This is a genomic window from Salegentibacter holothuriorum (genome assembly GCF_900168045.1).
In the GTDB taxonomy this organism is placed as follows: Bacteria; Bacteroidota; Bacteroidia; order Flavobacteriales; family Flavobacteriaceae; genus Salegentibacter; species Salegentibacter holothuriorum.
On sequence record NZ_FUYY01000004.1, the window covers coordinates 240,113 to 266,644 of the forward strand.

The window sequence follows — 26,532 nt, forward strand, 5'->3', positions numbered from 1 at the left end:
GTTAATACCGGGTTTTTTGGCTAATTAAACTAAATTACGACGATCTAAATTCTTAAAACATTCCGCCGGCATCGGTTTCATTATCGTCTCTTTGTTTTCTTTTTAAAGCTTTGTTTTTACCACCACCAAATCTATATGAGAATCCTACATATACATTTTGTGTTTCGCCTTTAAATCTTCCGGTTTGTGGTAGGGGACGGCCATTGGTAAAGCTGAACTCTTGCGTATCAAAAACGTCATTAAAATTAAGACTAAGCGTAGCTTTGCCGTCCAGGAAAGAATATCGGCCTCCCAAGTTCATAAAATACATGGGGTCCATATCCATTTGTAAATTTTTAGCTTTACTTCTATAGAATCCAAATAATTGAAAGGTCAATTTATCGGTAGCTTTAAAACTATGGTTAGATCTAAAGGTCCAGGCCGTATTATCGGTTTCTAAATATTCAGTACCAACCACACCTTTTAATTGCTGGCTATATAATTCAAAATTTGTATTGGTGCTCCACCAATCGGTAAATTTATAATTGGTGCCAAGCTCTAAACCATAAGCATTATTATCTTCAAAATTATCGAATTGCAGTAGAAGTGAACCTTCTTCGTTAGGATCTTCAATAAAAACCTGGCTGATTTCATCGTTAATATTTCTGAAGAATACTCCTGCAGTTAAACTTCCTTTTTTGGTGAATTTTCTAGTGTAATTAAATTCAAAGGAATTGGTGAATTGTGGATCTAATTCTGGATTTCCGGAAACAGTTAATCTTGGGGTACTTATTTCTCTAATAGGACTTACCTGTCCAAAACCGGGACGATCTACTCTTCGGCTATAGCTTAATTGATAAGAATTTGTTTCACTTGGAGTATAATTCAAAAATCCGCTGGGATAAATATTAAAGTAATCGTCACTAAAAACATTTTCGCCGTTGTAAATTGCATCTACGCTAAAATTTTCCAATCTGGCACCAAGCTGGTAAGACCATTTTTCGAAATTCTGACCGTACGTAGTGTAAAATGAATAAATGTCTCTTTTGTATTGATAAGTAGCAGCGTTAAAGAAAGTGCTGGTAGTGGTGTAACTATTATCGGTATCTGAAAGTCTGGCTTCAGCGCCTACTTCAAGTTTAGTATTTTCTGAAAGAGGATTTTCATAATCTACGTTTGCAATTATATTTTCCCTGCTTCCATTCACATGATCACGGTAATCTGTGAAAGCTTCAGTAGCCCCTTCAAAGTTAAAGATTGAATTTTCATCTTCATCAAAGCTGTTATAATCTACCTCGAAAAGAATTTTATGTCCTTCTTTTTCAAATTTTCGATCGTAAGCAAAATTGTAGGTGCTGTTAATATTATTGAAATTGGCATCAAGGTTTTGCGTTAGATTCAATTCTGGATTGGTCGGATAAATTATTCTTAGTGCGCCCAAAGGTCCGCCATCATAATGATTCTGGTTGGTGTAAAATGAGAATGTATTCTTGTCGTTAAGATAGAAATCTACGCCAACTTTATATAAATAAGATTCTCTTCTGTTTGTGATATCAAAAGCCTGGCGGTAATTATCTTCTGTAAAATTTATTCTTCCCATGTTTTTTCGGTCTCCAAATTGGGCACCAAAATTTCCGTAGAAATTCAATTTTCCTTTTCTATAATTCATATCCAGAGAGCCGTTATAACGAGTGTTTTCACCAATGGTAACACCTGTGTTTAGATTGCCGTTGAAACCATCCTTAGCATTTTTATGAAGTACAATATTGATAATCCCGCTCATTCCTTCCGGGTTATATTTAGCTGAAGGATTTGTGATCAATTCAATCGTTTTGATAGAAGTAGATGGAATTTGTTTTAATAGCTGCGCCGGATCCATATTAGTGGGTTTGCCATCTATAAGTATACGCACATTAGAGTTTCCACGAAGTGCAATATTACCATTCTGGTCTACATTAACCGAAGGCACATTGTTCATTATTTCCGAAGCACTAGCGCCGGTAGTAGTAAGGTCTTTCCCAACATTTATCACTTTGCGGTCAATTCTTTGTTCTATGGTAGTGCGTTCTGCAACTACCGTAACACCCTCAAGCATAGCTACATCTGGTTCTAACTCGATGCTGCCAAAGTTGTATGTTTTATGATCTTTGGTGATTTCAATTTCTTTTGAAAAAGGTTTGTAGCCCATAAACTGGACTTTAAAGGTGTAAGTGCCATTAGGGATTTTATCTATACTGAAAGTACCGTCGGCAGCCGTGGTATTTCCTGAAACCAGGATGCCCTTCATATCGATAATGCTAATGGTGGCATACGGAATAGGTTCATCCAGGTCGCCATCCATTACTGAACCCGAAATTTTACCTACAGGTTCATTGGCCATTGCAGTAAAACTGCTTATACATAATGCTAAAATTAAAAATAACTGTTTCATTTTTTGACTGATTTTGATGATTAGTTTGCTTAAAATAATTCCTTGTAATACACATTAGCTAGACGTGTTTTTAAATAAATTCACAATTTTGATGAATAGAATTTATTGATGATAATTGATGATTGACCCCGTTAATATGTTATATCATATACTTTGCATAACATAATAGAAAAACATCAGCTTTTGCAATTTTCGATCTTTGTCCTACTATAAAGACGAGCAGAAAAATGAAATGTTACAGTATTTTCAAAAGAATTTTAAAAAAGCCATCTGAGAGTTTTAAAAAATGAGTCTCCTAGCAGGGTCTAAGCTATTATTAATTAAAAACAGCTTAGAAGTTGAAACTAGTTCAGCTTGACCACAACTCCCAGACAGCCTATAGATAAGTCGCCGGATTACTAACCATCACCTCTATATTCCAGCAAGTTTATCTACACAAAAGACTCTTTCAAAGTATATTTGTTACACTTAGGCCTAAATCTTAGCTTTGTGATATGGAGAAGAAAACCTTAGTTCTTGGAGCCTCATTAAATTCAGCGCGATATTCAAATATTGCCATAAAAAGATTAGTCCGGTATAATCAGCCTACCGTAGCTATTGGATTGCGTAAAGGAGAAGTGGAAGGAGTAAAAATTGAAACCGAGAAAATTCCGTTTCAGGATATAGATACCGTAACACTTTATCTTGGCCCGCCTCGACAGGGAGAATACTACGATTATATTGTTTCTTTAAATCCACAGCGGGTAATCTTTAATCCGGGAACCGAAAATCCTGAATTTTACGAAATACTTAGAAAAAATAATATTGAAATTGAAGTAGCCTGTACCTTAATTATGCTTGGAACGAATCAATATTAATCCCAGTAGGGTTAGAAAACCATTTAGAATTAAAATAAAGAAGCCAAACTCAAAGCCAAACCACACCAGGCTGTTTATACTAATTATATAAGATAGGATTGGTGCCAAAATAGCTACTATAGGAACTAGTTTATCTTTTATCTTAATATTGGTGAACAAGCCAAGCGTGTAAAGTCCAAGCAAGGGCCCATAGGTATAGCCGGCAAATTCAAACAATTTATTGATCACACTTTTATCGGCTATCGCATATTTGAAAATCAGCATTACTGCAATAAATAAAATGGAAATAGTAATGTGAATTTGCTTTCTGATTTTCATTTGTCTAGCCTCTTCATAGCGTTTTTCAATATTTAGAATATCAATACTAAAAGAAGTGGTAAGCGCGGTTAAAGTACCATCGGCACTAGAATACGCGGCAGCGATAAGTCCCAGGATAAAAAGAATAGCTACGCCAATTCCCAATTCGCCCCCGGTTGCAATAGCAGGAAAAAGTTCATCTTTAATGGCATCAATTCCGCTTAGATCGGCGTATTGCGTGAGTAGAACCCCCAAAATAAGAAACATCATATTTACCACGGTAAGTACAATGGTAAACGAAAACATATTTTTTTGAGCTTCTTTCAGGTTTCGGCAGGTTAGGTTTTTCTGCATCATATCCTGGTCTAGCCCTGTCATAACAATGGCAATAAAAGCACCGCTTAAAAATTGTTTTACAAAGTGGTCACTACTTTTCCAATCTTCAAAGAAGAAAATTTTTGTTAGTCCGCTTTCAGATAAATGATTTATCATTCCACCGGCCGTGATTCCTAATTCATCTGAAACCACAATTAAAGTCACGCCAAGCGATAACAGCATAAAAAATGTTTGTAGGGTATCTGTCCAGACTACGGTTTTAATTCCGCTTCTAAAAGTGTATAACCATATAAGAAATATAGTTGCCGAAACGGTAACGTAATAAGGAACTCCCAATTCATCAAAAAGAATAAGCTGAAGCACGTTTGCTACTAAAAACAGCCTAAAACTGGAGCCAACAATCCTGGAAAGCAAGAAAAATGAAGCCCCGGTTTTATAGGAATATTTTCCGAAGCGGGATTCAAGGTAAGAATAAATAGAAGTAAGGTTTAACCTGTAATAAAGTGGCAGTAAAATAAGTCCGATTACCGCATAGCCTACGGTATAACCCAGAACGACCTGAAAATAGCTGAAACTATCTGTCGCTACCGTACCCGGTAGAGAGATAAAAGTAACCCCACTAAGCGAGGCACCAATCATTCCAAAGGCTACAATATACCAGGGTGACTCCCGATTGGCACGAAAAAATTCGGCATTACTACCGGCCTTGCTAGAAAAGAAAGAAACTAAAAATAAAAGTCCGAAATAGGCGGCGATTAAAATTAAAATCTGGTAAGGCTGCATAGTGATGATTTTGTGAATTGGCGAATTTACAAATTAAGCTTAAACTTTAGCCTTCTTCTTCAAAATGAACAATCAATAAGCTCGGAGAAAGCTTAATAGGTAGTTAGTGGTAAATTATTTTATCAATTAAAATTAGCGGAATTATTTAAATCTCGATTATCGAGTAAAAATCATAAATTCGCACTATGGATTTTTCTTCAAAACTTTTGGAACAAGCTGTAGATGAAATGTCTCAGCTTCCGGGAATTGGTAAGCGTACCGCTTTAAGGCTGATATTGCATATGCTTAAGCAGCCAGAATCGCAAACTAAACAACTGGCAGACGCACTTACCAAACTAAGAACCGAAATAAAACTTTGTAAAAACTGCTACAATATTAGCGATACAGATTTGTGTGCTATTTGCGCTAATCCTTCCAGAAATTCAGAAATTGTATGCGTGGTAGAGGATATTCGCGATGTAATGGCTATTGAAAATACCGATCAATACCGCGGGCATTATCACGTTCTTGGCGGAAAAATAAGTCCTATGGACGGCATTGGCCCTTCGCAGCTTAGCATTAAACCTTTAATTGAAAAAGTGCAGGCAGGCAAAGTAGAGGAGATTATTTTTGCACTGAGCAGCACGTTGGAAGGCGATACCACTAATTTTTATATTTACAGGCAATTGGAAGGTACTGGTATTAAAACTTCAACAATAGCACGAGGAATTTCGGTAGGAGACGAACTGGAGTATGCCGATGAGGTGACTTTGGGAAGAAGTATTACCAATAGGGTTCCGTTTGAGAATTCTACTAAAAATTGATATCTTTAAGTGAGCTTCGCGCTAAAAAATAAACAGATGGAAATTTCAGCAATTAAAAAAGCGATTATTGAAAAATTGCAGGGACTTAATGAAGCTCAATTACTTCAAGTTCAGGAGGTAATTGAAAATTTTCATCACCAAGAAAATATTGAGGAACCGCAAACCGATTATCATCTTGATGAGTGGGATTTAATGCCTGATTGGCAAAAGAAAAGAATTGAAAATGCTGAAAAAAGTTTAGGTAATGCAGCAGGAGTTCCTCATAAAGAAGTTGCAAGAAGAGTAAAAGATAAATATGGCTTCTAAAAGGGAAGTTATTTGGGCTGCTTCAGCCATAAAAGACTTAGACAATATTCTTGATTATCTTGAAAATAATTGGAGCAAAACAGTTAGTGAAAATTTCTTTAATACCTTAGACCATTCGGTAGAGCTAATTAAGATAAATCCTTATCAGTTTCCTGCACTCTCAAAAGAAAAAAGGTTTTATAAATGTGTGGTAACAAAGCATAATTCTATTTTTTATAGTGTTCCGAATGAAACTCTTATTAGGATTCTCCATGTTTTTGATACACGACAGGATCCCCGAAAACTTCCACTTAATCAATAATATTTCTACTGAAAAATTTAGTTTCAGCTAATGAAATTGTAATTTTACCCAAAAGCGGATTTTATTTTTACTAGATGAAATACATAGTGAAAATTTAATTTATTGATTTTTTAATACTTTTAAACTTGAATTTTCATTAAATTCGCAAACATAAACCTTAAAATAAGCTTTCAATTATAGATATGGCAAAGTTTGAACTTAAGCTACCAAAAATGGGCGAAAGTGTCGCCGAAGCAACAATTACCAACTGGCTAAAAGAAGTTGGAGATACCATTGAGGCCGACGAACCGGTACTGGAAATCGCTACCGATAAAGTAGATAGCGAGGTGCCCAGCGAAGTAGAAGGAAAATTGGTAGAGAAACTTTTTAAAGCCGATGATGTAGTGCAGGTAGGCCAAACCATAGCTATTATTGAAACCGAAGGTGAAATTCCTGCCGGTAGCGATGATGAATTAGACCTTGATCTTGACGATGAAAGCGAAGAAGAGGAATATGCCGCAGAAGTTGCCGAAAGTGTAGAGAATGCAAAAGATACTGCAGGAAGCAAAGATTTTTCTGATGCGTCCAGGTTTTACTCTCCACTGGTAAAGAATATAGCGAAAGAAGAAGGGATAGACCTTGACGAGTTAGAAGAAGTAGAAGGTACCGGTAAAGATAATCGGGTAACTAAAGATGATATTTTAGCTTACGTAGAAAATCGTGAGAAAGGAACTTCTGCTAAGCAAAAGCCTAAGGCAAAACAAGCACCTTCTGCAGACACCGGTAAAATGGCCAGCGCCAAAGCCGAGTCTGAAAAAGTGGTCCCTTCAGGAGAAGATGAGATTATAGAGATGAGCCGTATGGGTAAAATGATCGCACACCATATGGTAGATAGCGCTCAAACTTCAGCTCACGTTCAATCTTTTATCGAGGTAGATGTTACCAATATCTGGAACTGGAGAAATAAGCACAAAAACGATTTTCAGAAGAAAGAGGGAGAAAAACTTACGTTTACTCCAATCTTTATGGAAGCTGTTGCGAAGGCAATTCGCGATTTCCCAATGATCAATATCTCGGTAGATGGCGATAAGATTATCAAGAAGAAAAACATAAATCTTGGAATGGCAGCAGCCCTTCCAGATGGAAACCTAATAGTGCCGGTAATTAGAAATGCTGATCAGCTTAACCTTGTTGGCCTTGCTAAAAAGGTGAATGATCTTGCAAACCGTGCCCGCCAGAATAAATTGAAGCCAGACGATATTCAGGGTGGAACTTACACCGTAACCAACGTAGGAACTTTTGGCAGTATTATGGGGACTCCTATAATTAATCAGCCGCAAGTTGCAATTCTAGCCCTGGGCGCCATTAGAAAAGTACCAGCTGTAATAGAAACGCCAGACGGTGATTTTATAGGTATTCGTTACAAGATGTTCTTGTCGCATAGTTACGATCATAGAGTGGTGAATGGAGCGCTTGGCGGTCAATTCGTGCAACGTGTAGCGCAATACCTTGAGGGTTTTGATAAAGACCGTGAGATATAAGTTCACAGCTAGATATCGTGTAATTTGCTGGGGAAATCATAATACCATCATTCTGAACTTGTTTCAATATCTAAGATGTTGCTAATTCGAACATGTTAGAAGCTGAAACAAGTTCAGCTTGACGATTTTTTTTGTTTTCCTTCGTTCAAAGATTTTTTACGTAATTATTCAAAAGGCTTAAGGCAGGTTGCTCTTCTGGGTTTTGTTTGTTTTCAAAAAGCTGGGCTGTTTCTAGGTCTTTATAACCGAGAATTTCAAAAGCTTCATCTTTTTGTAGCTTTTTAAAGGCCATAGACCAGTCAGAAAAAGCTCTTTCCTTGCTATAACCAGAATCCAGTTCTATTATGCTTTGGTGGCGTTTATCTTTAGCTATTTTACTATATAACCAATCAACATTTTCCTGTTCTCCTTCAAGATATTGAATGAAAATACCTTGAAAATAGATTAACATTCCTGTCACTCCAATCCTGGTATTGTTATTTCTGGATTTTTGAAGTAAATTCTTTAAATCCTTATCGGAGATCACATGACTTTGTCTACTAACGTAAGCCAGATATTTTAACATCCTGAATATTTTTGATAAATTCAAAGATAAAAAATGTAATTCATTTTATTGTATATCCGTATAGTGTCCTAATTATAAAATTTAGCTTTATATATCACGTCGAGCGCAGTCGAGACGTTTTTGTTAGACCTTTCGACTGCGCTCAAGGTGAGAAAAACAAGCTTAGGATTATTTACGGACAATCATATTCATTTTTAATCAAAAGAGATTAAATTGGAAGTTTCTAGAAAAGTAAAGCCCATAAATTATAGTATCTTTATCCCCAAAATCAAGCTCCTTCTATGGAATTAAACCTAACCAAACCCATTTGTTTTTTTGATCTGGAAACTACCGGAACAAATGTAGCTAAAGACCGTATTGTAGAAATTGCCATCCTTAAAGTTTTTCCTAATGGAAATAAGGAAAGTAAAACCTGGCTGGTAAATCCAGAAATGAAAATTCCTAAAGAGGTGATCGCCATTCATGGAATTTCAGATGAAAAAGTAGCCAATGAACCAACTTTTAAAGAACTTGCTTCCCATATTCACGATATGATAAAGGGCTGCGATCTTGGAGGGTATAATTCCAATCGTTTTGATATTCCCTTGTTAGTTGAAGAGCTTTTGCGTGCCGGCGTAGATTTTGAAATGAAAAACGTGGTGGCAGTAGATGTACAGACCATTTTTCATAAAAAAGAACAAAGAACCTTAGCGGCGGCTTACCAGTTTTACTGTGGAAAAGATCTAATAGACGCGCATAGTGCTGAGGCAGATACCACAGCTACTTACGAGGTACTCAAATCGCAGTTAGACCGTTATGAAGATTTGCAAAATGATATGAAATACCTGGCTGATTATTCTTCCAGGAAACGTTTTGCTGATTTTGCTGGCTTTATTGCTTTTGATAAAAAAGGGGCAGAAGTTTTTGCTTTCGGGAAATTTAAGGGTAAAAATGTAGAAAAGGTATTGGAAGATGAACCCGGTTATTACGGTTGGATCCAAAATGCAGATTTTCCGCTATACACCAAAAAAGTGCTTACAGCCATAAAGCTAAGAAAGTTGAACAATAAATTGTCTTAATTTAGAAATAAAGCAAAGCCTTATCCTATTGTTTTTATTGTGCTGTAAGTTTTTTGCAGCTTAGGAAGACTTAGTGATGGCTTAGGTTTTAGATGCTGTTTTCACAAGTCTTATTCTGTGTGTATTATTTAAGAGAGGAACATAGATTATTAAGCTCAAATTCAATTATAGAAAGAACACATAAGAGGTTGAAATTAGCTTAATTGATTAATTATTGAAGCATGAAGATAATTTGTATAGGAAGAAATTATGCCGATCATATTTCTGAGTTAGAGAATGAAAAGCCCAAAGAGCCGGTAATTTTCCTAAAACCTGATACTTCCATTTTATTGAAAAAACAGCCTTTTTTTATTCCAGATTTTTCAGAAGATGTACATTATGAGGTAGAAGTTTTGGTAAAGATCAAAAAGGTAGGAAAACATATTCAGGAGAAATTTGCACATAAATATTATGACGAAATTGGCCTTGGGATAGATTTCACCGCCAGAGATCTTCAGCAAAAATTAAAAGAAAAAGGTTTGCCCTGGGAAAAAGCTAAAGCATTTGATGGAGCAGCCGTTGTAGGTGAAAAATGGTTGCCCAAAGATTCGATAGCCGATATAAATATGCTTAACTTTAGGTTAGAAAAGAACGGAGAAACCGTTCAAAAAGGCAATACCGGGTTAATGCTTTGGAAAATAGACGAACTAATTGCTTATGTATCCCAGTTTTTTACTTTAAAAATAGGGGACATTATATTTACGGGAACACCAGCCGGAGTTGGTAAGGTTTCTGTAGAAGACAAATTAACCGGATTTATAGAAGAAGATCAAATTTTTTCAATTCAAACAAAATAGCGATATGAGCAACTACAATTTAAGTGAAGTTAAAGAAATGGCAGATGGTGATGAGGATTTCATGAGAGTGGTGGTACAGACTTTTTTAGAGGAAATCCCACCAGATGTAGAAGCGATGAACGATGCGATTTCTAACGATAACCCAACGCTGGCCTATCAATATGCCCATAAAATGAAACCAAATTTGCAACTTTTTGGCTTAGAACTTATGGAAGAGATAAAGGTGATAGAATCCTGGGCTAAAGCCGGAAAGAAAAAAGACGATGTACCCCAGGCTGCAAGTAAAATCACAAAAAAGGTAAATGTTGCAAGTATTGCCCTTACAAGAGATTTTGAGCTGGAATGAAGGCAGAAATAATTACCATTGGAGATGAAATTCTTATAGGGCAGATAATAGATACCAATTCAGCTTTTATCGCGAAAGAGCTTAATAAAATTGGGATTTCGGTAAAGCAAATCTCTACTGTAGAAGACGAAAAAAGCCATATTCTGGACGCTTTAAGCGAAGCCAGGAATCGAGCCGATATCATAATTATTACCGGCGGATTAGGTCCTACCAAAGATGATATTACCAAAGATTGTTTATGTGATTTTTTTGAGGACAAACTCGTGAAGAACGAGGAGGTGCTTAAACATATAGAATTCCTTTTTGAGAAATATATAGACACTCCAATTTCCGATTTAAATAGAAAACAAGCCTTATTGCCTTCTAAAGCTTTAGCCTTGATGAATAAATTCGGGACAGCACCCGGAATGTGGTTTGAAAGTGAAGGCAGGGCTTATGTGTCTCTGCCCGGAGTTCCGTTTGAAATGAAAGCGCTAATCCAGGACGAGGTAGTTCCCAGGCTTCAGCAGAACTTTAAAAGACCGGTTATTTTGCATAAAACCGTATTAACCTACGGAATGGGGGAGAGCGCTATTGCTGAAAAAATTGAAAACTGGGAAGATGGTTTGCCGTCTTATATTAAGCTTGCCTACCTGCCAAATTTAGGGCGCGTGAGATTGCGTTTAACTGCTAAAGGCGATAGTGAAGAACATCTTAAAAATAGTGTAGAAAGTCTTATTAGTGATCTTCACAGCATTATTGGGGATATTATTTTGGGTTACGAAGATGACGAGCCTGTAGAAATTCAAATTTCCAGATTACTTTTAAAGAATAAAGCGACTATAGCTACCGCCGAAAGTTGTACAGGTGGGAAACTTGCCAGTTTATTTGCCACTCCCCCGGGAGCTTCTAATTATTACAAAGGGAGTGTGGTGAGTTATGCCACCAGTTCTAAAGAAGATGTGCTTAAAATAGATAAGAAGTTAATAGAAAAACATTCTGTAGTAAGTGAGGAAGTGGCAATCGCGATGGCTAAAAATGTGAGAGATCTTTTTAAAACCGATTATGCTATTTCCACAACAGGAAATGCGGGGCCAACCAAAGGAGATAGTGATGTAGAGATTGGTACGGTGTTTATAGGTATTGCAACCCCAAATACGGTTTATGCTAAAAAATTTATTTTTGGGAACCATCGTGACAAAGTGGTTGGTAAAGCGGTAAATAAAAGTATTGAATTGATTAGGGAAGAATTATTTTCGGCAGGTTAAAACACACCTGTAATGTGTGTGTTTTTGGTAGAAAAGTTTTAAATTTTCCTTTTAGAAAGATTGAAATTCAGAAGTTTAAATGTTTTAGCAAGCTAAAGTACCAAAAATTGAAACTAATAAATAATTGGGGATCCTTTTAAAAGGAGGTAAACAGCGAGTTTTATACTAAAAAATAGAATAGTCAGGGAAAAATAAGAAACCTGAAATATTTTTTTAAATTTATATTGTTTGTTAGGTGAAAAAATCGTTAATTTGCAGCCTGTTTTGAAATAACGAGAAAAGATATAGAGCAATGTCAAGAGTTTGTGAACTTACTGGTAAAAGAGCAATGGTTGGGAACAATGTTTCTCACGCTATGAACAAAACCAAGCGTAGATTTAATGCCAATTTGGTAAAGAAACGTTTTTTTATTCCTGAGGAAGATAAATGGGTCACTTTAAAGGTATCTACATCTGCACTTAAAGATATTAATAAAAAAGGCATCTCTGCTGTAATTAAAGAAGCGAGAGAAAAAGGATTTTTGAAAAAATAATCCTGAAGCATAAAAACACATTACAATGGCAAAGAAAGGAAACAGGGTACAGGTTATACTAGAGTGTACAGAGCACAAAGCTACCGGACAACCGGGAACTTCAAGATACATTACTACCAAGAATAAAAAGAATACGCCGGATAGGATGGAATTAAAGAAATTTAATCCAGTCCTTAAGAAAATGACGGTTCATAAAGAGATAAAATAATAAGTTATGGCTAAGAAATCAGTAGCATCGATACAAACAGGGTCTAAGAGATTGACCAAAGCAATAAAAATGGTTAAATCTCCAAAGTCTGGTGCCTATACTTTTGTGGAACAAATTATGGCTCCGGAAGACGTGAACGACTTTTTGAAGAAAAAGTAATTCGAGCAAACTTCCTTGAAAACATTTACGAAGCCGTCTGGATAACCTCTGGACGGCTTTTTGTTTTTGCTCGATAATCGAGATTTGAATATTCCTGGATTTATTTCGAAATTGTAAATTAGTCTTCTTAATGCTCCGTAGGCTTGCCTCGAAGTAATTTACGTATATTTACAACGAAAAATTTCGGAAATGTATTTCCGGAATTTGTTGATTTTAAACCTTCCAAAAAATGAGTTTATTTAAAAAAATATTTTCAAAAGATAAAAAGGAAAACCTGGATAAAGGCCTGGAGAAGACCAAATCCAGCTTTATGTCCAAAATGAGCAAGGCCGTAGCCGGTAAATCTAAAGTAGATGATGAGGTTTTAGACGATCTGGAAGATGTACTGGTAAGCAGTGATGTTGGAGTTGCTACCACCATCAAGATTATTAATAGAATAGAAGATCGCGTGGCGAAAGATAAATACCTGGGCACCGATGAGCTTAACAAAATACTTCGCGAAGAAATAGCAGGCTTACTTTCTGAAACCGAAACCGGTGAAGCTGCAAATATTCAATTACCAGATGTAAAACCTTATGTTATTATGGTAGTTGGTGTAAATGGAGTTGGAAAAACCACCACTATTGGAAAACTTGCCCATCAATTTAAAAGTGCCGGTAAAAAGGTAGTTTTAGGCGCTGCAGATACTTTTAGAGCTGCGGCTATAGACCAATTACAAATTTGGGCAGATAGAACCGATGTACCTATTGTACGTCAAAAAATGGGCAGTGATCCTGCTTCAGTGGCTTTTGATACCGTGCAAAGCGCCGTAAAACAGGATGCCGATGTTGTGCTTATAGATACTGCCGGAAGATTGCACAATAAAGTGAATTTAATGAACGAGCTAACCAAGGTAAAACGGGTAATGCAAAAAGTGATTCCCAATGCTCCTCACGAGGTTTTGTTGGTTTTAGATGGTTCTACAGGTCAAAACGCTTTTGAGCAGGCAAAACAGTTCACGGCGGCTACAGAGGTGACTTCACTTGCAGTTACAAAGCTGGATGGAACAGCAAAAGGCGGCGTGGTAATAGGTATTAGTGACCAATTTCAAATTCCTGTAAAATATATTGGAGTTGGGGAAGGTATAGATGATCTTCAGGTTTTTAATAAATATGAATTTGTAGATTCTTTCTTTAAAAAATAAATCAGTTTGTTGCTGGATCCAAATAACTTGTAAGCCTTCTTATATTTTTTATAAGTAGCTTATTTTAGAAGCTTAGAATTTCTTAAGAATGAAAAAACTTTTAATCTTATTTTTACTTCCGGCTTTAATTTCCTGCGGAAATGATCAAAAATCTAAAGCAGATTTAGAAAATGCAGCTCAGATAGATTCTCTTAAGGCTGAAAAGGAAAAAGAATTTAAAGTTTTAGATTCTAAAAATATTTCCCAGGATTCACTTTGGGCGCCATTTAATAGTGATTTAGCTGAATTTTCGGAAGAAAAATATAATGAGCTGGAACCACTTATTCTTGATAGGAATATTCCCGAAATTCAATCGGCTATTAAGAATGGACAACTTAGTTATAAGGGACTTTCCCTGTTTTATCTCTATAGAATTCAGCAATTTGACCGGGAAAATGAGCTTTCTTTAAATTCGGTGATTTCCTTAAACCCTAATTTACTGGAAGAAGCAAAGAAAAAGGACGAGGAGCTTAAAAGTTCTGAAGAAAATCATCCTATTTACGGTATTCCGGTATTGCTTAAAGATAATATCAATACAAAGAATATGGCGACTACCGCCGGGGCTTTGGCTTTGAAAAATAATCAAACTGAAGATGCTTTTATCGTTCAGCAATTAAAACAAAATGGAGCGCTAATCCTTGGAAAAGCTAATCTCAGCGAATGGGCTTATTTCTTTTGCAATGATTGTCCAAGTGGATACTCAGCAGTTGGCGGACAGACTTTAAACCCTTACGGTAGAAAGATTTTTGATACCGGCGGCTCTAGTTCGGGTAGCGCGGTTGCCGTGGCTGCTAATTTGGCTCCTGTAGCGGTGGGATCAGAAACTTCCGGGTCTATTCTTTCACCTTCAAGTCAAAATTCTGTGGTAGGGTTAAAACCTACGATCGGGAATTTAAGCAGGGGTGGGATTGTGCCTATTTCCAGTTATTTAGATACCCCTGGCCCAATTACAAAATCTGTGATAGACAACGTGATCTTGTATTCAGCAATGATTGGTTTAGATACCGAAGATGCTGCTTCAGTTGAAGTAAGAAACGCCGATTTTAATCTGGAAAATAAAAGTCTGAATGGAAAACGCTTCGGGGCTTTTAAAGCACTAACGGAAGATTCTCTTTATAACAGGGCAGTGGAGGATTTGAAAAATCTAGGAGCTGAAATTATAATATTTGAAGCTGAGGAAATTCAGTTAAATAATTTTATTCGACTGTTAAGTCTGGATATGAAAAAAGACTTGCCTGAATATTTTGAAAAGTATGGTGGTGAAACAGGTTTTACTTCCGTAGAAGATATTGTGAAATTTAATAATGAAGATTCTACCGCAAGAATGCCTTACGGACAGTCTTTATTTATGGGAATAATAGAAGATTCGGGCGATAATGCTACATTAGATTCTATAAAAAGTGATTTAAGCGCAAAGGGTAAAAAGTATTTTGACGCGCCAATGAAGGCGTATAATTTAGACGGAATTTTATCCATTAATAATTATCACGCCGGTTTTGCGGCGGTTGCACATTATCCTGCCATTACTATTCCTATGGGTTATGACGAAGAAGGTGCACCAAAAGGATTGACTTTCTTTGCAAAAACTTCCCAGGAAAATAAATTATACCAATGGGCATTGGCTTTTGAACAAGCTACCAGGCGCCGAAAATCTCCAGAAAATTACAAGTAAATGAAGCAAAGAAATTTAAAGGCACTTATAAGTAAGATCATTTTATTTTACAGTGTTTTTTATGGCGCCATGAAAATTATTGCAGTCTTATTTAATGATGCCTGGCCACTATCTAATCTTATTATGGCCATTCCTTTTGTGATTTTTGCCGCAGTAGGTGGTCTTATGCTAAAACACGATACTTATTCCTGGGTATATGTAGCCGCAGGTGTAATAGTAATAAGTATTGTTCGTTATTATGAAATACAATGGTTGCAGCAATTGCATCAGTATTTTAATTAATGTATATCTGTTTTTACTCATAAGATCAAGATCATTAATAAATCGTCATGCTGAATTTATTTCAGCATCTAACATGGCAGTAAGATACACTCAACTTAGATCCTGAAACAAGTTCAGGATGACGATCATTTTAAATTATGACTTATTACGGAGAACAAATCTATTACTATGAAACCTGAAAAAAAGTATCCTGCAGAAGTATATTTAAACGGAAAATGGCTAAAACCCGATGAAGCTTTTATTTCGGTTTTTGACCGTGCATTTATGTTTGGTGATGGTATATATGAAGTGACGCTATTTTATAAAGGGAAAGGCTTTAGGCTAAAGGAACATCTTAAGCGCCTACAGTATTCTCTTGACCAAATACAGATAGCTTTTGATGCTTTTAGCCTTGAAAACTTAATGTTGGAAGCCATAGACCGGGCTGATTTAAATAATGCAGATGCTGCAGTTTATATTCAGGTTAGTAGAGGAGCCGGGCCCAGAAGTCATTTTATTCCCGAAAAGATTAAGACCACTATTTTGTTGTATGCCTTTCCGGTAGCTTTAGAAGGCTTTGAAAATAAAACCTGGGAAGTAATGGCAACCGAAGATAAACGCTGGCATAGATGTGATATAAAATCTACCGCGCTATTGGCAAATGTAATGGCAAATGAAGAAGCTATTGCTGCCGGTTTTCACGAAAATCTGCTTGTACGTAAAGGGTATTTTACTGAAGGTTCACACTCCAGCCTGTTTTTTGTGAAATACGGGGTGGTACATACGCATCCCGAAGGTCCTGAAATTCTATCGGGTATTACTCGTGCCGAGGTGATTAAAATATGCACTGATCTAAACATCAAAGTTATTGAAAAGGCCGTGCATATTGATGAACTGGTAGAAGTAGAAGAAGTTTTTGTTACCGGCACCACCACACAAATAATTCCTATAAGCTCCATTACCCACAAGGATAAAACGGTCTATACCACCCGTAAGGACAGCCTTACCAAAAAATTACAGCAGGTTTTTATTAAGAGAACAAGGGCTTAAGGCTTGTTTAGTGTTGTAGTGAATCCATTGCTTTTGTTTGTAGCATTAACCCTTTTAGAAATTTATTAATATTGGGTGACCAAATCCCGCGAAAATCTGTAGCCTATTCATATAGTACAGGATAGTTTCAATTGATGTAAGAAGCGATTGAAAGGATAAATTGTGAACCGCACAATACTAGACCAAGTACGATAGATGGTGTGAGGGGTGCATTCCGTCATTTAATGGCGGAATCGCCCACTCGATTAGGGGCTATTTTTGTTTCACTTTAATTCATTATTAAACTAAATTCATTTAATGGGTAATTTTGTTTAAATTTTCTTGCATTTTCTCATAAAAATTTTCAGATTCCATATAGCCTGTGTGAGTCAATCTAATAATCCCTTCTTTGTCGATAATGACCAAGTGGGGCAGTGCATGAACATTGAACTTTCTATAGGTCACACTTTCTTTGTCAATAACAAAAGGTAGGTCAAATTCACTTTTATTAATAAACTCCAATGCTTTTTCATAGGTGTCTCCACCTACTAAAGGGTTGACAATGAAGAAAGCAACATCGTTATTATCCTTATTTTCTTTATATAGTTTTTCAAGTAGCGGAAATTGTTTTATACAAGGGGCACACCATGTACCCCAAAAATCCAGTATAATAATTTTGTCCTTATATTCTGATGATTTGATTATATTTCCTTCAGGTGTTAATAAAGTAAATGGAGGAGCTTGTTTATCAACCTTATGCCACATAGCACCATCAAAATAAGCAGGTAGACCAAAGAATCCTAATAAGAGAACTGATACAGAAAATAGCGACAAAAAGCCAAAGACTTTAATAGTCGATTTTAACAAATAGAGTCTAATATAGATTCCCAGAGCTGTTCCTATTAAAGCAATTGCTAATATGAGTATTAAATGATAAACACCATTCATTATAGCCCCGATTAAGATCAAGAACAAAAGGTTTATTATAATTATTTTACGGAATCTATTCTCTGTTGGAGTATTCCCTCGAATGATTCCAGCAATTACAGGAAAGGGAGCAAAAGCAATTAAAGCGATATTCAATTTAAGGTTTTCTAAAATAAAGAAACAGATAACGGCTGTTATTATCCCAGCCAGAATATCCCATAAAATTATTTTGTTTTTTGTATTCACAATCCAATCATTAATTCAATTTGTATGAGAAATCTAAATAACCGCTAACGGTTACGGTTGTCGCAAGTTGCGGGAGTAGGGAAGCCTACTTGTCGGAATAATTCTTTTAATTCCTGGTTTTCTAAAATTACACTTTTTCGACTAAACCCGTCTTAATTTACGAAGAATCGACTTTGTTGGGCGGAGTTATTTTGTTTTTATACTCTGCAAAAATTCATTTGCACTCATAACTGGTAACAAAGATTTTTTGAAATCTTTTCCATTTCTCGTGATAATTATATCACAATCTGAATCTGTTGCGCTAAAATATTGAAGTGCGTTTTCAAAATCTTTAAAATCAGAGTTCAATCCTTTATCAATGATATGCTCATCAAGTTTGCAGATTTCACAAATGATTTTAAACTTTCTAAGTTTCTTTTGAGCAATTTTAGCAGATTCGAATTTTGATATAAAATAGTTTAGCGTTGCAAATGATATTGGAGAAACAACTATTATAAGTTCTTCTTTGTCGGCTAGAGATGCTAATTTAGCGATTGAGTCGTAAAATGGATCTCGTTCTCCAAGTAAATCAAGAATCACATTTGTATCTAGAAATAATCTCTTTTTCATCTATTTGTATTTCTCCAATAATGAATCTGAATATTCTTTTTTATAATCTAAATCAGTCGGAATTTTTGTTCCAGTAGCTAGACTTCTAATGAATGGAGAAATTTCAAAATCTGAATCCTTTTTGTCAATTGTCAGCGATTGTAAATAGGCTTCTACAATTCTTGACAAGCTCATTTTCTTGTCTGAGGCATATCTTTTCGCTTGATCGATTATTTCTTGATTTAGTTTTAATGTCAGCTTTGTATCCATGGCAAAATAATTATACGTACAAAATTAATTAAAATACCCGTATAAATTAAAATTGAACCAGAATTTTTGTAAATAATTACGCCCAACTTGTAATATTCTTTATGGACTTTTTGTCTAATCAAATATCTAAAGGGATATCTTTAGTCTTCTCAAATATAAAGCATTCCAAAAGCTTAAAACGGTGTAAAACTTTAAGAGCGTGGCTATTTACCAACAAGTTTTTTAACTTTTATCTTAATAAAATTGGAGAAATCAGGTTTTGTTACTAAAGACAGCAGAGGTGTGGATACTTGGAATTAGGAGTTATTCTTCAATAAATTGTTTATAATGATCATAGCGTAAAAATATATCTCTTACATAGTTGTAGGGCTCTGTGCCTCGCACAAAACCATGTCTAACCACATCATCCAGGTAATACTTCTTGTCTTTTAGTTTTAGGATATATTCTTCAACATTTTCATCCCATATATTGGGATTTTTACCGTTTTTTTCTGCCAGGCGCATAGCATCATATACATGGCCGGCACCGCAGTTAAAAGCAGCCAGGGTAAATTTCACTTTTTGGATAGAATCTTCTACAGTTTCAAAATTATCACGCATCTTATCTAAATACTTTACGCCTCCTCTTATATTCTCTTGGGGATTGTAATTATTACTAACACCAACTTCTTTTGCAGTAGCCGGCATCAGTTGTATTAATCCGGTTGCACCTGCCCACGACTCTGCTGTTGGGTCAAACCTGGATTCCTGGTACACCTGGGAAGAAAGGAAACGCCAATCCCAACCTATTTTAGAAGCATTTTCTTTAATAATATCATCGTATTTACTAATCTTATTGCTGTTTTTACTGTAAAAATCGCTTTTAATCCTACTCCTGTTAGATCTGGTATTTTTAAAGTATTTATTATAAATCACATAATAGTCGTCTAATTCCTTCTCTTTATTTATCCATTTGTTTATGGCTTTTAGCAAGTCTGGAGAATTCTGTCTTACCGCCCAGGCTATACGTTGGGAAAACGAAACTCTAGTGTCAACATTAAGTATAGGATAGTAGGTTTTGTTGATAGAAGCAATATTGTAATCGGCAATTGTTCTTTCTATTTCGCCATCTACTACCATTCTAATTATTTCATCTGTAGGAATATTTCCTTCAATATGTTCTATAGGGATTTCGGCGCCAATCTCATCTTGTAAATTTTTCAATCTTTCAGCATAAGAAGAATTTTCTCTAACCCATACGGTATTATCTATTAACTCCAGGGTGTTTGAAATTAGTTGCTTATCTATTTTATAGCCGGGTAATGAGCGCCAATTATCTGGCATTCGCTGCACTAAAGCCTGGTGTGTTACATAATGATTTTCTGTAAAGCTTACCAGGTTTTTCCTGGGCTCGGTTATGGTTAGGCCATAGGCAATTAAATCTCCTTTGCCATTGTTCAGCATTTCAAATAGATCATCAATATCTTCTGCTACAGTGATTTTTAGCTTTAAGCCTAAGTTTTTAGCGAGTCGGGATAATAATTCGTACTCAAAGCCCATGGGCATTCCTTTATACAAAAAATAACTTGTCGAATTGTAGATGGTTATCGCGTGTAAAACGCCATCTTCTTTTATAGCTTCTAAATCTTTAGAAACTTTATAAGGTTTAATATCAGGATCATTTCCAAGTACTCCGTCACTGGACTCTTTATCTCCCATAGAACAACCTGATAGAATTATTAAAACAATAAGAAAAAAAGCGTTTCTATATATATTCATGTGTTTTAAAATACGAAGAAACGAACGAAATATGCAAATATTTGTTAAATAATTAAGTAAACTTTATTTTTAAGTAGTAGGATTGGCCTTTGTAAGAACTACAGATAAACCCAATAATGCTCCTATTAATATAAGTTTAGATAAAAGGAATACCGGTTATTATTCCTTTTAAAACAGCTTTTCTATTCTTGTAGAAGATTCTCTTTTTATAATTTATCCTGAACTTTCTTAAATCGGTTTCATGCTAGTCCTGGTATTTATCAAGTTGAGTTTGAAATTCATTTAAGTATCTCGCCAAATGTAGACCATCTACCAGGCCATGATGTGCTTCAATTGAAACTGGTAAATATTTTTTTCCTTCTCTAATGCTAAACTTTCCGAACGTGATTTTTGGAACAGACTCTTTTTGATTGAAATTGGTCGGATGCAATAAGCCCGAAAAGGAAGTCCAGGGTAAGGTGGAATGCCGAATTAGATCTTTACTTAAATCATCATTATTTAGCCTTAATCCAGTCGAATTATGAACGGCTTTTATTTCTTCCTGTAATGCGGTATTAAAAGTTTGAAAGTTGCTTGAAAAATTGACAAAAATGAATCCGAAGGTGCCATCTTTCCTTCCTATGGTTGCTCCAGCGTGAATGTTAGGGAATGAGACAACCTTTTCTTCTATAATTCTATATTTTAACTCTTCCACCGCATTTACGGCAATCATAGACTTGTGAAGATAAGTTGCAAAAAAGGATTCGCCTTTTTCTTTAGCTCTCTTATAGGCAAGCGTACAATCTACTTCTGTTGTGATCCCGAAGTATGGAGAATCCATTTTAGAAAAAAAGTGATAATGTTCTTTTCTATTCCATCTATCAATATCTATAATTTTCATTTTTTTTTCAGATTGGGTAGTTACTACAGAGGTTTCGTATAAGTGAATGCTCTTAAAGCCAGGTCTTAAAAGGTTTTATTTATTGAGTCCTCGATGCTATTTCTGTTTTAATTAATTTAAGATTTTTAAAATTTAAGGGTAGAATAGTAGCCAGCGCAAAAGGTACTGCTATTAGTGGCGTAAGCCCATCCCGAATTGAAATAAAAATAAAGAAGCCAAAAGACCCCATTAAAACGATGGCGAGTATCCAAACCAGTATTTTTATAGCCGTGTGCTTATTTTTAAGTTCCTGAAGACTTAAGCCGGATAATTCTTTTTGATTCATTCTAACATATTTTTCTTTAATATACTCTTAATCGAATCCTCTCCGTACATACCAGTGGGTGTATTAATTATAAACCCTACTTTTTCGATGAACCGATATTTTCCTGGCCACTTACAGTTTGTTTTTTAGATTTTACGCGATAATCGAGATTTAATGCTGCGTCCCGAAGCATCAGGATGCCTCGAAATCCCAAAAAAAACCAGTTAATGCCTCGTGGACTTACTGCGAGGCAATTTACTAATTTATCCATAAGAGAATCAAAGTTAAAATAAGCGTTAAATAATAAACGTATAAAATACTATTCTAGAATTTTTTGCTAATTTTGTTCTCGCAGTTGTAGAATTTTTTCTTCAGCAAAAAACTTCTCAAGATTTGATGAATCAGTTTTTTAAAATATTACTTTCATTTCTTTCTTTTTTTATTTTCGGTGCCGCCGAAGGTTTAGCCTTTGTTGAGATTGGTGAAAATAAAAGCGAAAATCTTGAGGAAGATCAATTAGCATCTATTTCAACATCCAACAGCAATGTTAGGACAAAAGATTTTCTGCATCACCTAAACGGAAAAACTAGCTTAGATGAACAGAATTTTTCTAATTCGTCTATCGAGAACTGCTATGTACAATTTTCTTTTAATCCTGTAAGCAAATCAATCTTTACCCCTGTAGTTCAAGATTCTCAGGGCAATGAAGGTAAACTATACTTGCTATTTCATCGTTTGCTCTATTATATTTGAGCACTTCCTTATTTAATGGGCAACAAGAATAGTTGCCGCTACCAGTTTCGCAGGGTGAATACCCAATATGCTTAAGTAAACTTAAAATACGTTTTAACGTATAAAAAGCACTTAAAACATATGCTCTTTCAGCTATAATAAGCAAGAGAGACAGGTATCTATTCCCTTAACTGAACTAAATCAAACCTATTCTTAAAAATATATTGCGCTAACTATTAACTAGTTATAAGCTGCAATTGGCCCCTCTATGTTTTAACTCAAACAATGGGTTATACGATTACTAATAAATTTTAATAACAAATTATGCATTTAACATCAAGAGAAACCGAGAAGCTTCTCATTTTTATGTCAGGAGAGCTTGCGGAAAAACGAAAGGCTCGAGGCTTAAAACTCAATCATCCAGAATCTATTGCGCTTATTAGTCATAGGCTGCAGGAAGGAGCCAGAGACGGTAAAACAGTAGCTGAACTTATGCAAGAAGGTGCTACCTATTTAACCAGAGACGATGTCATGGAAGGTATTCCCGAAATGATTCACGATGTACAAATAGAAGCTACTTTTCCCGATGGGACAAAGCTGGTTACGGTACATAATCCCATAAGATAACTTAAAGCTAAACATTATGATTCCAGGAGAATACATATTAAGAAAAGATGATATTGAGTGTAATCCGAACAGGGAAGTGCTTAAAATCAAAGCAATAAATAAAGGAGACCGACCTATTCAGGTTGGCTCACACTATCACTTTTTTGAAGTGAATCGTGACATGGAATTTGACCGCGAAGAAACTTTCGGTTATAGGTTAAATATTCCTTCGGGGACTGCAGTGCGTTTTGAACCGGGAGAAGCTACCAAGGTAGAATTAATTCGTTTAGGGGGAAGAAAAAACTCCTTTGGACACAACAACTTAAGCTCGGGAGATACTATGAACCCGCAGAATCTGCGTAGATCCATGATTAAAATAGAACAAGAAGCTTTTAAAAACAAGAAAAAATGAGTTTTAAAATAGATCGCTTAAAATATGCCAATATGTACGGCCCTACTGTTGGCGACAAGATTAGACTTGGCGATACCGAGTTATTTATAGAGATAGAAAAAGATTATGCCTATTACGGTGAAGAAAATAAATTTGGGGGCGGCAAAACCGTTCGTGATGGGATGTCACAATCCAGCACTGCAACCCGTGATAGCGGGGTGCTTGACCTGGTAATTCTTAATGCTATTATTCTAGACCATTGGGGCATAGTAAAAGGAGATATTGGGATTAAAGATGGAAAAATTGTAGGTGTAGGAAGAGCTGGAAATCCGGATACTATGGAAGATGTAGATCCAAATATGATAATTGGGGCTTCTACCGAAGTTCATAGTGGGGAAAATCAAATTGTTACGGCTGGAGGTATAGATTCACACATCCACTTTATTTCTCCCCAACAAATTGAACACGCACTCTTTAGTGGAATAACCACTATGATTGGTGGGGGAACCGGCCCTGCCGATGGTACTAATGCCACAACAGTAACTCCTGGAGCATGGAATATTCAAAAAATGCTGCAAGCCACTGATGATTTACCGATGAATTTAGGTTTTTTCGGAAAAGGAAACTGCGCGCAATTAGCTCCTTTAGAAGAGCAAGTTGAGGCCGGGGCCCTGGGTTTAAAAGTGCACGAAGACTGGGGAGCCACTCCTGCTGTTATTGATGCTTCTTTAACGGTAGCAGATAAATATGATGTTCAGGTAGCGCTTCACTCAGATACCCTAAACGAAGCCGGATTTTTAGAAGACACCATTGATGCCATAAACGGTAGAACCATCCATACCTTCCATACCGAAGGAGCAGGAGGGGGGCACGCACCCGATATTATTAAATCTGCTATGTATCCTAATGTTTTACCGGCTTCAACCAATCCTACGCGACCATTTACCAAAAACACGATAGATGAGCACCTGGATATGTTAATGGTATGTCACCACCTTAGCAAAGATATTCCTGAAGATGTAGCTTTTGCCGATTCACGTATTAGGCCAGAAACTATTGCTGCAGAAGATCGATTACACGATATGGGGATATTTAGTATCATGAGTTCCGATTCTCAGGCTATGGGCCGTGTAGGTGAAACCATTACCAGGACCTGGCAAACTGCCCATAAAAACAAAATTCAGCAGGGCTTTTTAGACGAAGATAAAAAAATAGAGAGTGACAATTTTAGGGCTAAAAGATATGTTGCAAAATACACTATAAATCCCGCTCTCGCACACGGTATTTCTCATCATGTAGGTTCTATAGAACCTGGGAAGATTGCCGATCTCTCACTTTGGAAACCCGCCCTTTTTGGGGCAAAACCCGAAATGATTATTAAAGGCGGAATGATTATAGCCAGTAAGATGGGAGATCCAAATGGGTCTATTCCTACTCCGCAGCCTATTCTTATGCGTAATATGTTTGGAAGTATGGGAAGCGCGGTAAATAAAACCTGCACCACCTTTGTTTCTAAGGTGGCAATGGAGAATAACATTAAAGAAAAGTACGGCCTTAAAAAAGAACTTATGGCAGTTACTAATTGTAGAAGCGTTTCTAAAAGCGACTTGATTCATAATGATAAGACTCCTGAAATTCAAGTAGATCCGGAAAGCTATGAAGTTAGAGTTGATGGCAAAAAAGTGACTTGCGATCCTATAGACGAAGTTCCATTGGGGCAGCGGTACTTTTTATTTTAATAATTCTCAGGTCTTTCCTCTCCAGCTTTAAAGTTTTAGGATGAAATTAAGCCGGGGAGGGGAGACTGTTTAAACTAATTATTTATGGTCTGTAAAGAAATATTAGGGAATATAGATACCTATAATGTAGGATCAAAACACGTTGACAAGCTGCCCCTGGAATGGTTTGAATTAACCAAACGGATTATGCGCAAAAAAACCAAATATGGCAGGGAGGTAGCGATAAAATTCTTAAAAGAAGGACAACGCCTGCATGAAGGAGACATTATTCAGGAAGATGAGGATTATGTAGTTGTTGTATCGGTACTCCCTTGTGACAGCATCCAAATTTCTCCCCGAAATATCGTGGAAATGGGGACGGTGTGCTATGAAATAGGAAACAAACACTTACCGGTTTTTATTCAGGATGAAAAAGTGCTTGTGCCCTATGAAAAACCTTTGGAAAAACTGTTAGTGGCAACCGGATATGATGTAGAGAAAAGGCATTGTAAGCTTTTAAATATGCTAAAAGCTAATATTGGACATTCTCACGCAAATCAGGGTCCCTCACTGTTTTCAAAAATTTTGGACCTCACTACAAAACAATAAAGAAAAATGAGTACAACAAAAAGAAACATGCTGCTTGAGTTATTGCATATTTCTGATCCCACTTTGCCCATAGGCGGTTATTCCCATTCCAACGGTTTGGAAACCTATATTCAGCAAAACAAGGTGAAAGATGTTCAAAGCACTACCGAATTTGTAAAGAATATGTTGATTTATAATTATAAATATAACGATGGGGTGTTTGTTAGGGACGCCTTTATGTTAGCAAAGAAAAATGACCTTAATTCTTTATTAAAGCTCGATGAAGAATGCAATGCCCTTAGAACACCTATGGAAGTGAGGGAAGGTAGTTTAAAATTGGGTATTAGATTATTAAAAATCTACGTGCGTTTACACGATTATAAATTACTGCACGACTTTTATAAAGCAGTGAAAGAAAAAAGAACACCGGGACATTTTCCTGTTGCTTTTGGATTGATCACCTCTTTATTAGGGTCTGAAATTAAAGAAAGCCTGAGCGCCTTTTACTACAACGCAGTGGTAAATATGGTTACCAATAGTGTAAAACTGGTGCCGCTGGGTCAAATGGATGGACAGGAAATTCTTTATAAGCTTCATAGTTTTATTAATGAAGTAGTGAAGGAAACTTTAGATATCGACGAAGAAATGCGTGGACTATGCAATCCTGCTTTCGATATAAGATGTATGCAGCACGAAGATTTATACTCCCGCCTATATATGTCTTAAATAGAAATGTTTCAGAGATTTTTTCTGAGGTAAGAATTCTTTTATCAAAA

Annotated in this window: 32 protein-coding genes; 22 read left to right on the forward strand and 10 right to left on the reverse strand. The window is 36.0% G+C overall.

Annotation, left to right across the window (positions count from 1 at the left end; translation table 11 throughout):
- Positions 1-52: 52 nt before the first annotated feature.
- On the reverse strand, positions 53-2,410 hold the full coding sequence (locus B5X51_RS11620) for a TonB-dependent receptor (RefSeq protein ID WP_079721349.1): 2,358 nt from the start codon (positions 2,408-2,410) through the stop codon (positions 53-55).
- A 494-nt stretch (positions 2,411-2,904) separates the two neighbouring features.
- Here B5X51_RS11620 and B5X51_RS11625 point away from each other — a divergent pair, with 494 nt between their 5' ends.
- Entirely contained in the window at positions 2,905-3,267 is a 363-nt protein-coding gene (locus tag B5X51_RS11625) for a CoA-binding protein (RefSeq protein WP_079721350.1), read from the forward strand.
- Here B5X51_RS11625 and B5X51_RS11630 read toward each other — a convergent pair.
- Positions 3,238-4,683, reverse strand: coding sequence for a sodium:solute symporter (locus B5X51_RS11630; RefSeq protein WP_079721351.1), 1,446 nt, complete (start codon positions 4,681-4,683; stop codon positions 3,238-3,240). The genes B5X51_RS11625 and B5X51_RS11630 overlap by 30 nt on opposite strands.
- Before the next feature lie 185 nt (positions 4,684-4,868).
- Between B5X51_RS11630 and recR the strand changes: the two genes are divergently transcribed.
- From recR to B5X51_RS11650, 4 genes are all read left to right on the forward strand, one after another.
- Positions 4,869-5,486, forward strand: a complete 618-nt coding sequence (recR, locus tag B5X51_RS11635) for a recombination mediator RecR (protein ID WP_079721352.1) — start codon at positions 4,869-4,871, stop codon at positions 5,484-5,486.
- Between the two features lie 36 nt (positions 5,487-5,522).
- The gene (locus tag B5X51_RS11640; protein ID WP_079721353.1) at positions 5,523-5,792 is read left to right on the forward strand and encodes a hypothetical protein; all 270 of its coding nucleotides are present in this window, start codon (positions 5,523-5,525) and stop codon (positions 5,790-5,792) included.
- Entirely contained in the window at positions 5,782-6,093 is a 312-nt protein-coding gene (locus tag B5X51_RS11645; protein ID WP_079721354.1) for a type II toxin-antitoxin system RelE/ParE family toxin, read from the forward strand. The genes B5X51_RS11640 and B5X51_RS11645 overlap by 11 nt, the downstream gene beginning before the upstream one ends.
- 182 nt (positions 6,094-6,275) lie before the next feature.
- Positions 6,276-7,613, forward strand: a complete 1,338-nt coding sequence (locus B5X51_RS11650) for a dihydrolipoamide acetyltransferase family protein (RefSeq protein ID WP_079721355.1) — start codon at positions 6,276-6,278, stop codon at positions 7,611-7,613.
- A gap of 145 nt (positions 7,614-7,758) precedes the next feature.
- Here the strand turns inward: B5X51_RS11650 and B5X51_RS11655 are convergent, their stop codons facing one another.
- Complete coding sequence (locus B5X51_RS11655) at positions 7,759-8,178, reverse strand: BLUF domain-containing protein (RefSeq protein WP_079721356.1); 420 nt, start codon at positions 8,176-8,178, stop codon at positions 7,759-7,761.
- Between the two features lie 281 nt (positions 8,179-8,459).
- On the opposite strand from B5X51_RS11655, the gene B5X51_RS11660 reads away from it, so the two are divergent.
- The 11 genes from B5X51_RS11660 (at position 8,460) to B5X51_RS11710 (ending at position 16,769) form a co-directional block, all read left to right on the forward strand.
- Positions 8,460-9,236: a 3'-5' exonuclease gene (locus B5X51_RS11660; RefSeq protein WP_079721357.1), complete on the forward strand. Its 777-nt coding sequence runs from the start codon at positions 8,460-8,462 to the stop codon at positions 9,234-9,236.
- 221 nt (positions 9,237-9,457) lie between these two features.
- A complete protein-coding gene (locus B5X51_RS11665) occupies positions 9,458-10,072 on the forward strand; it encodes a fumarylacetoacetate hydrolase family protein (protein ID WP_079721358.1) in 615 nt (204 codons plus the stop codon).
- A 4-nt stretch (positions 10,073-10,076) separates the two neighbouring features.
- Complete coding sequence (locus tag B5X51_RS11670) at positions 10,077-10,418, forward strand: Hpt domain-containing protein (RefSeq protein ID WP_079721359.1); 342 nt, start codon at positions 10,077-10,079, stop codon at positions 10,416-10,418.
- Positions 10,415-11,665 (forward strand): competence/damage-inducible protein A, encoded by a 1,251-nt coding sequence (locus B5X51_RS11675; RefSeq protein ID WP_079721360.1) that lies wholly within the window; start codon positions 10,415-10,417, stop codon positions 11,663-11,665. Before B5X51_RS11670 ends, B5X51_RS11675 begins: the two co-directional genes overlap by 4 nt.
- A 292-nt stretch (positions 11,666-11,957) precedes the next feature.
- Positions 11,958-12,197 (forward strand): 50S ribosomal protein L28, encoded by a 240-nt coding sequence (gene rpmB / locus B5X51_RS11680; protein ID WP_057480126.1) that lies wholly within the window; start codon positions 11,958-11,960, stop codon positions 12,195-12,197.
- Positions 12,198-12,222: 25 nt separating this feature from the next.
- Positions 12,223-12,405 (forward strand): 50S ribosomal protein L33, encoded by a 183-nt coding sequence (gene rpmG / locus B5X51_RS11685; RefSeq protein WP_079721361.1) that lies wholly within the window; start codon positions 12,223-12,225, stop codon positions 12,403-12,405.
- A 6-nt stretch (positions 12,406-12,411) separates the two neighbouring features.
- The gene (locus B5X51_RS11690) at positions 12,412-12,564 is read left to right on the forward strand and encodes a DUF4295 domain-containing protein (protein ID WP_070054108.1); all 153 of its coding nucleotides are present in this window, start codon (positions 12,412-12,414) and stop codon (positions 12,562-12,564) included.
- Positions 12,565-12,793: 229 nt separating this feature from the next.
- Positions 12,794-13,747, forward strand: coding sequence for a signal recognition particle-docking protein FtsY (gene ftsY, locus B5X51_RS11695; protein WP_079721362.1), 954 nt, complete (start codon positions 12,794-12,796; stop codon positions 13,745-13,747).
- Between the two features lie 88 nt (positions 13,748-13,835).
- A complete protein-coding gene (locus B5X51_RS11700) occupies positions 13,836-15,458 on the forward strand; it encodes an amidase family protein (protein ID WP_079721363.1) in 1,623 nt (540 codons plus the stop codon).
- A complete protein-coding gene (locus B5X51_RS11705; RefSeq protein ID WP_079721364.1) occupies positions 15,459-15,740 on the forward strand; it encodes a hypothetical protein in 282 nt (93 codons plus the stop codon).
- Positions 15,741-15,908: 168 nt separating this feature from the next.
- Positions 15,909-16,769, forward strand: a complete 861-nt coding sequence (locus B5X51_RS11710; protein ID WP_079721365.1) for an aminotransferase class IV — start codon at positions 15,909-15,911, stop codon at positions 16,767-16,769.
- A gap of 294 nt (positions 16,770-17,063) precedes the next feature.
- Here the strand turns inward: B5X51_RS11710 and B5X51_RS11715 are convergent, their stop codons facing one another.
- The 7 genes from B5X51_RS11715 to B5X51_RS15940 all read right to left on the reverse strand — a co-directional run bounded on the left by B5X51_RS11715 (position 17,064) and on the right by B5X51_RS15940 (position 21,992).
- Positions 17,064-17,921, reverse strand: a complete 858-nt coding sequence (locus tag B5X51_RS11715; protein WP_079721366.1) for a TlpA family protein disulfide reductase — start codon at positions 17,919-17,921, stop codon at positions 17,064-17,066.
- 186 nt (positions 17,922-18,107) lie between these two features.
- On the reverse strand, positions 18,108-18,530 hold the full coding sequence (locus B5X51_RS11720) for a type II toxin-antitoxin system VapC family toxin (protein WP_079721367.1): 423 nt from the start codon (positions 18,528-18,530) through the stop codon (positions 18,108-18,110).
- Positions 18,531-18,779, reverse strand: a complete 249-nt coding sequence (locus B5X51_RS11725) for a DUF6364 family protein (RefSeq protein ID WP_079721368.1) — start codon at positions 18,777-18,779, stop codon at positions 18,531-18,533.
- Positions 18,780-19,082: 303 nt separating this feature from the next.
- Positions 19,083-20,537, reverse strand: coding sequence for an MltF family protein (locus B5X51_RS11730; RefSeq protein ID WP_079721369.1), 1,455 nt, complete (start codon positions 20,535-20,537; stop codon positions 19,083-19,085).
- Positions 20,538-20,781: 244 nt separating this feature from the next.
- Positions 20,782-21,417, reverse strand: a complete 636-nt coding sequence (locus tag B5X51_RS11735; protein ID WP_079721370.1) for a chloramphenicol acetyltransferase — start codon at positions 21,415-21,417, stop codon at positions 20,782-20,784.
- 79 nt (positions 21,418-21,496) lie between these two features.
- A complete protein-coding gene (locus B5X51_RS11740; RefSeq protein ID WP_079721371.1) occupies positions 21,497-21,742 on the reverse strand; it encodes a hypothetical protein in 246 nt (81 codons plus the stop codon).
- 76 nt (positions 21,743-21,818) lie between these two features.
- Complete coding sequence (locus B5X51_RS15940) at positions 21,819-21,992, reverse strand: hypothetical protein (protein ID WP_176132756.1); 174 nt, start codon at positions 21,990-21,992, stop codon at positions 21,819-21,821.
- Between the two features lie 125 nt (positions 21,993-22,117).
- Here B5X51_RS15940 and B5X51_RS11745 point away from each other — a divergent pair, with 125 nt between their 5' ends.
- The 6 genes from B5X51_RS11745 to B5X51_RS11770 all read left to right on the forward strand — a co-directional run bounded on the left by B5X51_RS11745 (position 22,118) and on the right by B5X51_RS11770 (position 26,482).
- Complete coding sequence (locus B5X51_RS11745) at positions 22,118-22,474, forward strand: hypothetical protein (RefSeq protein WP_079721372.1); 357 nt, start codon at positions 22,118-22,120, stop codon at positions 22,472-22,474.
- 303 nt (positions 22,475-22,777) lie between these two features.
- Positions 22,778-23,080, forward strand: a complete 303-nt coding sequence (gene ureA / locus B5X51_RS11750) for an urease subunit gamma (protein ID WP_079721373.1) — start codon at positions 22,778-22,780, stop codon at positions 23,078-23,080.
- Positions 23,081-23,096: 16 nt separating this feature from the next.
- Positions 23,097-23,471: an urease subunit beta gene (locus B5X51_RS11755; protein WP_079721374.1), complete on the forward strand. Its 375-nt coding sequence runs from the start codon at positions 23,097-23,099 to the stop codon at positions 23,469-23,471.
- Positions 23,468-25,189, forward strand: a complete 1,722-nt coding sequence (gene ureC, locus B5X51_RS11760) for an urease subunit alpha (protein ID WP_079721375.1) — start codon at positions 23,468-23,470, stop codon at positions 25,187-25,189. Before B5X51_RS11755 ends, ureC begins: the two co-directional genes overlap by 4 nt.
- Positions 25,190-25,273: 84 nt before the next feature.
- Positions 25,274-25,777 carry an urease accessory protein UreE gene (gene ureE / locus B5X51_RS11765; protein WP_079721376.1) on the forward strand — a complete coding sequence of 168 codons (504 nt, stop codon included), beginning with the start codon at positions 25,274-25,276 and terminating at the stop codon, positions 25,775-25,777.
- A 6-nt stretch (positions 25,778-25,783) separates the two neighbouring features.
- Positions 25,784-26,482: an urease accessory protein UreF gene (locus tag B5X51_RS11770; protein ID WP_079721377.1), complete on the forward strand. Its 699-nt coding sequence runs from the start codon at positions 25,784-25,786 to the stop codon at positions 26,480-26,482.
- The last annotated feature ends 50 nt before the right edge of the window (positions 26,483-26,532 follow it).